Below are 5,188 nucleotides of genomic sequence, written 5' to 3' on the forward strand. Positions count from 1 at the left end.
CGAGGCGCCCGGCGGCACGCCCAGCGCCGTCCAGCCCGCCTCGCGCAGCATCCGCAGCCGCTCCCCGCGCCGGTCCGCCGCACCGGGCGCCTCGGCCGGTTCCCGCAGCCAGGTCCCGCTGTCCAGCAGGAAGGCGAGTGCGCCCCCGCCGCGCTGACGCATCCGGGCGAGCACCGCGGCCTGCTCCTCGTCCAGGTCGCCGAGGAAGGCGACCAGCAGCCCCTCGTTCCCGCCGCGCAGCACGTCGTAGGCGCGGGACAGGCCCTCCTCGTCGGAGTGGTCCACCACGGCGAGGGTGTCCATCATCAGCCCGGCCGCGTCCGCCGACTCCTGGCTCACCCCCGCGAACCCGTCGGAGCCCTCGCCGGGCACCGAGGTACCGGTGTCGGTCAGCAGCCGCACCGAGAAACCCCGCTCCAGCATGTGCACCAGCACGGAGGCCGCACCGGACACCGCCCACTCGAACGCCGAGTCCGGTCCGGCACCCGCGTAGGCGACGCCCCGGGTGTCCAGCAGCACCGTGCACCGGGCGCGTTGCGGCTGTTCCTCGCGGCGCACCATCAACTCGCCGTAGCGGGCGGTGGAGCGCCAGTGCACCCGGCGCAGGTCGTCGCCGTAGCGGTAGCCGCGCGGGATCGCGTCGTCCTCGCCGGCCAGCGCCAGCGCGCGCTGCCGTCCGTCGCCGTACCCCTTCGCCTCGCCGCTCAGCCGCACCGGCGGCAGCGGCTCCACGCGCGGGATCACCGTCAGCGTGTCGTACGTGGAGAAGGACCGGGTCAGCTCGCACATCCCGAACGGGTCGGACAGCCGCAGCTGCAGCGGGCCCAGCGGATAGCGGCCGCGCAGGTCGGAGCGGACACGGTAGGACACCTCCCGGCGCCCGCCCGCCTCCACCCGGTCCAGGACGAACCGGGGGCGCGGGCCGAGCACGTAGGGCACCCGGTCCTGGAGCATCAGCAGGCCCGTGGGCAGCCGCGAGACGTTCTCCATCCGCAGGTGCACCCGCGCCTCGGAACCGGCGGGCACCCGGCCGGGGGAGAGCCGGCGGCTGCCGGCGACCCGGTAGCGGGTGCGGTAGAGCACGGCCGCGCACACCAGCGGCAGCACCGTCAGCAGCAGCCCGACCCGCAGCAGATCGCTCTGCCCGAGCACGTACGCGCAGATCGCGGCGGCCACACCGGCGGCCAGGAAGGAGCGTCCGCGGGTGGTGAGACCCGCCAGGGCCGTCCTGACGCCGCTCCGGTCACCCCGGTCGTCCTCCGCGTGGACCGCGCCCGCGGTGGGGCCCGGGGTCGTCATCACAGCCTCCGGGGCGGCTGCTGGCCGTAGCCCGGTCCGCCGCGGCCGGGGCCGCTCTGCCGCGGGGTGTCCGCGGACGTACGGGCGCGCTCCGCGGGCACCGGGGTGCGCTGGAGGATCTCCTGAACCACCTGCTCGGAGGTGCGGCGGTTGAGCTGGGCCTGGGCGGTGGGCAGCAGCCGGTGGGCGAGGACGGCCACGGCGAGCGCCTGCACGTCGTCCGGCAGCGCGTAGTCCCGGCCGCCGAGGGCCGCCGCCGCCTTCGCCGCGCGCAACAGGTGCAGTGTCGCGCGCGGTGAGGCGCCGAGTCTGAGATCGGGGTGCGTGCGGGTGGCGGCGACCAGGTCCACCACGTACCGGCGGATCGGTTCGGCCACGTACACCTCGCGCACCGCCTCGATCAGCTTCAGGATCTCGTCCGCGTGCGCCACCGGCTGGAGGTCCTCCAGCGGGGAGACGCCGCCGTGCACGTCCAGCATCTGCAGTTCGGCCTCCGCGCTCGGGTAGCCGACCGAGACGCGGGCCATGAAACGGTCGCGCTGGGCCTCCGGCAGGGGATAGGTGCCCTCCATCTCGACCGGGTTCTGCGTCGCCACGACCATGAACGGGCTGGGCAGTTCGTAGGTCTTGCCGTCGATGGTGACCTGGCGCTCCTCCATCGACTCCAGCAGCGCGGACTGCGTCTTCGGCGACGCGCGGTTGATCTCGTCGCCGATCACCACCTGCGCGAAGATGGCGCCCGGCTTGAACTCGAAGTCGCGGCGCTGCTGGTCCCAGATGGAGACGCCGGTGATGTCCGAGGGCAGCAGGTCCGGTGTGAACTGGATCCGCCGCACCGAGCAGTCGATGGACCGCGCCAGCGCCTTGGCCAGCATCGTCTTGCCGACTCCCGGGACGTCCTCGATGAGCAGATGTCCCTCGGCGAGCAGCACGGTCAGCGAGAGCCGTACGACCTCGGGCTTTCCCTCGATCACGCCTTCCACCGAGTCCCGCACGCGCTCCACCACGGCGGTCAGATCGTCCCCCACCCTCGAATACGCCCGGTCGGGGGCACCCCCATGGCTCGCCCGCTCGTCATAGGTCGTCACCCGGCCCTCCTCGGCCCTTCCCCGCGCTCCTCGAGGAGCGGAGGACCCCAAATGTCCCGGGCCGACGCCTTGCCGTGCGGACCGGCCCACCCCGAATCACGGACACCACGCGGGAAAAGTTCCGCGTGACGCCACTCCCGCATTGTTGCCGCCGTTACCGATTCGTGTCACTCGCCTGTGGACAACTGACAGCGGTATGTCAGGTCTTACGACGTCGGACGGGGCCCGGAGTCCGGGCCCCTCCGGGGCGGACGGCCAGGTCAGGCGGGGTCGATCTCGCGCAGCCGGCCCGACTTCACGTCGAAGACGAAGCCGCGCACGTCGTCGGTGTGCAGCAGGAACGGCGAGGTGCGCACGCGCTGCATCGACTGCCGTACGTCCTGGTCCACGTCCCGGAAGGCCTCCACGGCCCAGTTGGGGCGCTGGCCCACCTCCATCTCCAGTTCGTGCCGGAACTCCTCGGTGATGGACTCCAGGCCGCAGCCGGTGTGGTGGATGAGGACCACGCTGCGGGTGCCCAGGGCACGCTGGCTGATGGTCAGCGAGCGGATCACGTCGTCGGTGACGACCCCGCCCGCGTTGCGGATGGTGTGACAGTCGCCGAGCGACAGGCCCAGCGCGGCGTGCAGGTCGAGGCGGGCGTCCATGCAGGCCACCACGGCGACGTTCAGGACCGGGCGGGCGTCCATGCCGGGGTCGGTGAAGGCGGCCGCGTACTGCTGGTTGGCGTCGACCAGACGGTCGGTGACCGTGCCGTGACCGGAGGTGGCGTTCTGGGGGCCGGTGGGAACCGATGCGGAAGTCGTCATACCCATGACGTTACTGGTCACCAGGGCGTCGGGCCCGTTGTGAGGGGCGACAAAGAACGTCAGCGGGCCTTGGTGTGAGGTAACCCACAGGGGTGGTGTGAGCCCCCTCCTGCGGGTGATGTGTCCGATCCGCCCCTTGACCCGCCGCGCGGGCCGCGACGCGCAGGCCGGTTGATTGACCGGGCGGGACCGTGGACTAAAGTGGCGCGAAGCGGGAGGCGAGAGCACCCGCTGCACTGACTTTCCCCGGATCCCCCGGCGACGACCGGGGGATCTCCCCGCGTGCGCGGCGCGCACGTACGGCTCGGCCTCCTCCCGCCGCCGCCCGGCCTGCGCCTGACGGCGCCGGCCGCCCCTCACCGGGGGAGGGCGGGAACCCGGCGGTGCGTGAGCGCCGTGCCGGACTTGAGAGGGCCAAAGTGAAAGGGCGCGAAGCGCTTCCGCATAAGGGCGGTGGCGGGCGGCGGGAGGGACAGGGTCGACACGTCCCGGTGATGCTCCAGCGGTGCCTGGACCTGTTGGCGCCCGCCCTGGAGCGGCCGGGAGCGGTGGTGGTCGACTGCACGCTCGGGCTCGGCGGCCACAGCGAGGCCCTGCTCCAGCGGTTCCCCGAGGCGCGGCTCGTCGCCCTGGACCGCGACAAGGAGGCCCTGCGCCTGTCCGGCGAGCGGCTCGCGCCCTACGGCGAGCGGGCCACCCTGGTGCACGCCGTCTACGACGAGCTCCCCGACGTCCTCGACCGGCTCGGGCTCCCGCGCGTGCGGGGCGTCCTGTTCGACCTCGGGGTGTCCTCCATGCAGCTCGACGAGGCCGACCGCGGCTTCGCCTACGCCCAGGACGCCCCCCTCGACATGCGCATGGACCAGACGACCGGCGTCAGCGCCGCCGAGGTCCTCAACACCTACCCGGCCGGCGAACTCGTCCGCATCCTGCGCGCCTACGGCGAGGAGAAGCAGGCCAAGCGCATCGTGTCCGCGATCGTGCGCGAACGCGAGAAGGAGCCGTTCACCAACAGCGCCCGCCTGGTCGAGCTGATCCGCGACGCGCTGCCGCAGGCCGCCAAGCGCACCGGCGGCAACCCGGCCAAGCGCACCTTCCAGGCCCTGCGGATCGAGGTCAACGGCGAGCTGTCGGTGCTGGAGCGGGCGGTCCCCGCGGCCGTGAAGGCCCTCGACGTCGGCGGACGGATCGCCGTGCTGTCGTACCACTCCCTGGAGGACCGGCTCGTCAAGCAGGTGTTCGCGGCCGGCGCCGCCACCACCGCCCCGCCCGGCCTCCCGGTCGTCCCCGAGCAGTACCAGCCCCGGCTCAAGCTGCTCACGCGCGGTGCCGAACTTCCCACCGAGGAGGAGATCGCCGAGAACCGGCGCGCGGCCCCCGCGCGGCTGCGCGGCGCCGAGCGGATCCGGGAGGACGTCGATTGAGACACCGACGGTGCGAGGCGCGGACGGCAGACGAGGCGGGTGACGGGCGGCCGGGCGGACGGGTGGGAAAAGCGAACTCAGGGGAGCGTGAGTGAGTAGGAAACCCGAACTGAAGGGGCGGCCCGAGCTGAAGGGGCGGGCGGCCCGGCTCACGCATCTCCTGCCCACCGGGCGCGCCCAGGCGGCGCGCACCCCCTTCGTCGTCCTCGTCGTGGCCCTCCTCGGCGGTGGCCTGATCGGCCTCCTGGTGCTGAACTCCGCCCTCAGCGAGGGCGCGTTCCAGCTCGACGACCTCCAGCGGGAGACCAAGAACCTCACCGACGAGGAACAGGCCCTGCAGCGGGACATCGACGCCTACTCCGCCCCCGACGCCCTCCAGCGCCGCGCCCGCGAACTCGGCATGGTGCCCGGCGGCGACCCCGCCTTCCTCGGCCCCGACGGCAAGGTCAAGGGCGTACCCGGTGCCGCCTCCGCCGCCCGCGCGCCCCTGGTCCTCGCGCCCGAGGCGCCGGCCACCGCGACGGTCCCGCCGCCCACCGCCTCCACGCCCTCCTCCTCATCGACCCCC

General features: G+C 73.4%; 5 protein-coding genes. 2 read left to right on the forward strand and 3 right to left on the reverse strand.

Translation table 11 applies throughout. The features are described from left to right. The 3 genes from B7767_RS28560 to B7767_RS28570 all read right to left on the reverse strand — a co-directional run. A partial coding sequence (locus tag B7767_RS28560; protein WP_085574688.1) for a DUF58 domain-containing protein occupies positions 1-1,299 on the reverse strand: 1,299 nt, incomplete at its 3' end. Further along, positions 1,299-2,387 carry an AAA family ATPase gene (locus tag B7767_RS28565; protein WP_371102571.1) on the reverse strand — a complete coding sequence of 363 codons (1,089 nt, stop codon included), beginning with the start codon at positions 2,385-2,387 and terminating at the stop codon, positions 1,299-1,301. The genes B7767_RS28565 and B7767_RS28560, both read right to left, overlap by 1 nt. Before the next feature lie 260 nt (positions 2,388-2,647). Beyond that, entirely contained in the window at positions 2,648-3,196 is a 549-nt protein-coding gene (locus B7767_RS28570) for a carbonic anhydrase (protein WP_085574690.1), read from the reverse strand. 491 nt (positions 3,197-3,687) lie between these two features. Here B7767_RS28570 and rsmH point away from each other — a divergent pair, with 491 nt between their 5' ends. Both rsmH and B7767_RS28580 read left to right on the forward strand, forming a co-directional pair. Beyond that, complete coding sequence (gene rsmH / locus B7767_RS28575; protein ID WP_256923604.1) at positions 3,688-4,620, forward strand: 16S rRNA (cytosine(1402)-N(4))-methyltransferase RsmH; 933 nt, start codon at positions 3,688-3,690, stop codon at positions 4,618-4,620. 109 nt (positions 4,621-4,729) lie between these two features. Then, the coding region (locus tag B7767_RS28580; protein ID WP_107486392.1) for a septum formation initiator family protein at positions 4,730-5,188 on the forward strand (459 nt) is incomplete at its 3' end.

This window comes from Streptomyces sp. 13-12-16, assembly GCF_002114215.1.
In the GTDB taxonomy this organism is placed as follows: domain Bacteria; phylum Actinomycetota; class Actinomycetes; order Streptomycetales; family Streptomycetaceae; genus Streptomyces.